Raw genomic sequence first — 1,555 nt, 5'->3', positions numbered from 1 at the left:
GATTGGTGTCACTGGCCGTCATCGTCTCGAAACTGCCTGACCGGAGCCTTGATCGCGAAGGGGCAGAAACAAAAAACCCGCCTTGGCGGCGGGAAGTTGGCGGACCCGCTACGCCACCATCATCACCGATGCTGACGGCCGGGAAATCGTCAGCGCCATCGGCGAATTCGCAGGCACTGCGCCCCACCCACGCCTGGGGCGTGTCGAGCAGGTCGCATCCGGCGTAGAAATCGGCATGTGCAGGATGGGGCCGGGTCGATAGCAAGTTGCGCGGCTACGATCTCGCTCGAGCTCAAAATCGGTAACCTGGTTTTAGGGCTGGAAACCCAGACTAGCTTATAGCGGAAGGTTTCGGCAACTCTGTCAGGCGGCGCCGGACTCCTGGCCGCGCTCAGAGCGGGCAAAGTCGCGGGCTGCGGCAGTGCCTGCGGGAAAGCCGCTGCGATCGCTGTAGTCGCGCGGCTTGGTCCCCCTGCGAGAGTGGCGCGCGGTGACGCCTTTCGCACCGATGATGTCGAGCAAAGCGATGCCGGCGACCACGGCAAGCGCAATGCCCACGTTGTCGCGCTTTGGATTGTCATGCCGATAAGCTGACAGCAACGTCGCGATGTCCAGGCCGTCGCCAGCCACCCGGCTCCAAAGCCCAGCCTGCTTGTCCACGGAAAGCGAGAGTATGCCGCTGCTTATCTCCCGCGCCCCATAGGCTCGGATGAGATCTTGCTTGCCGCTCATGCCGAGCGCACCGGCAATCCGCTCGGCACCAACCAGCTCGACGACACCCAGCGCGATGCTGAACCAGCCGAGCTTGCGGGCAAGGCCATCGAAGGCATCGGCCACACTCGGCCCGGCCTGCAGCACTTTGGGATCGCCAGGCGATCGGGTGATGTTGGTGAGTTTAGCGACCACGTTCATGACGATTCCCTACGGTTTCAAAACAACCTTGATGCAGCTGTCCTGCTTGTCGCGGAACACCTTGTACATCTCGGGTCCCTGCTCGAGCCCGACGGTATGGGTGATGACGAAGGAAGGGTCGATCTGGCCGTCCACGATGCGGCGCAGCAGATCCTCGGTCCAACGGGTGACATGGGTCTGCCCCATGCGGAAGGTGAGGCCCTTGTTCATCGCCTGTCCCATCGGAATCTTGTCGACCAGCCCGCTGTAGACGCCGGGGATCGAGATCACGCCGGCCGGCCGGCAGACATAGATCATCTCGCGCAACACATGCGGTCGATCATTTTCCATCAGCATCAACTGCTTTGCGCGATCGTAGACGGTGTCGGGCTGGGCCAGCGAGACATGGCTTTCCATGCCGACGCAATCGATGCACTTCTCCGGGCCATTTGCGCCGGTGAGTTCCTGCAGCCGTTCGACGACACTTTCCTCGGCGAAATTAATGGTGATGGCACCGCCGGCCGCCCCCATGGAAAGCCGTTCCGGCAGGCAATCGATCGCCACCACCTGTTTGGCGCCGAGCAGCAGGGCACTGCGTATTGCCATCTGCCCGACTGGGCCGCAGCCCCACACCGCAACCGTATCCGTAGGCTCTATGTCGCAC

At 62.5% G+C, this 1,555-nt stretch carries 2 protein-coding genes; both read right to left on the bottom strand.

The window, feature by feature from the left end; translation table 11 throughout:
- Nucleotides 1-363 precede the first annotated feature (363 nt).
- Nucleotides 364-912, bottom strand: a complete 549-nt coding sequence (locus tag EN991_RS35555; RefSeq protein WP_127370476.1) for a hypothetical protein — start codon at nt 910-912, stop codon at nt 364-366.
- 9 nt (nt 913-921) lie between these two features.
- Nucleotides 922-1,555, bottom strand: a 634-nt coding sequence (locus EN991_RS35550; protein ID WP_164769636.1) for a zinc-binding dehydrogenase, incomplete at its 5' end; no start/stop codon positions are given.

It is taken from the genome of Mesorhizobium sp. M7A.F.Ca.US.005.03.2.1, assembly GCF_003997795.1.
GTDB classification, from domain to species: Bacteria; Pseudomonadota; Alphaproteobacteria; order Rhizobiales; family Rhizobiaceae; genus Mesorhizobium; species Mesorhizobium ciceri.
This window is presented reverse-complemented; position numbering and strand designations above follow the sequence as displayed.

Bases quoted from the DNA above. Each gene is read 5' to 3' on its own strand.
- EN991_RS35555 (WP_127370476.1), bottom strand. From the start codon at position 912: ATGAACGTGGTCGCTAAACTCACCAACATCACCCGATCGCCTGGCGAT.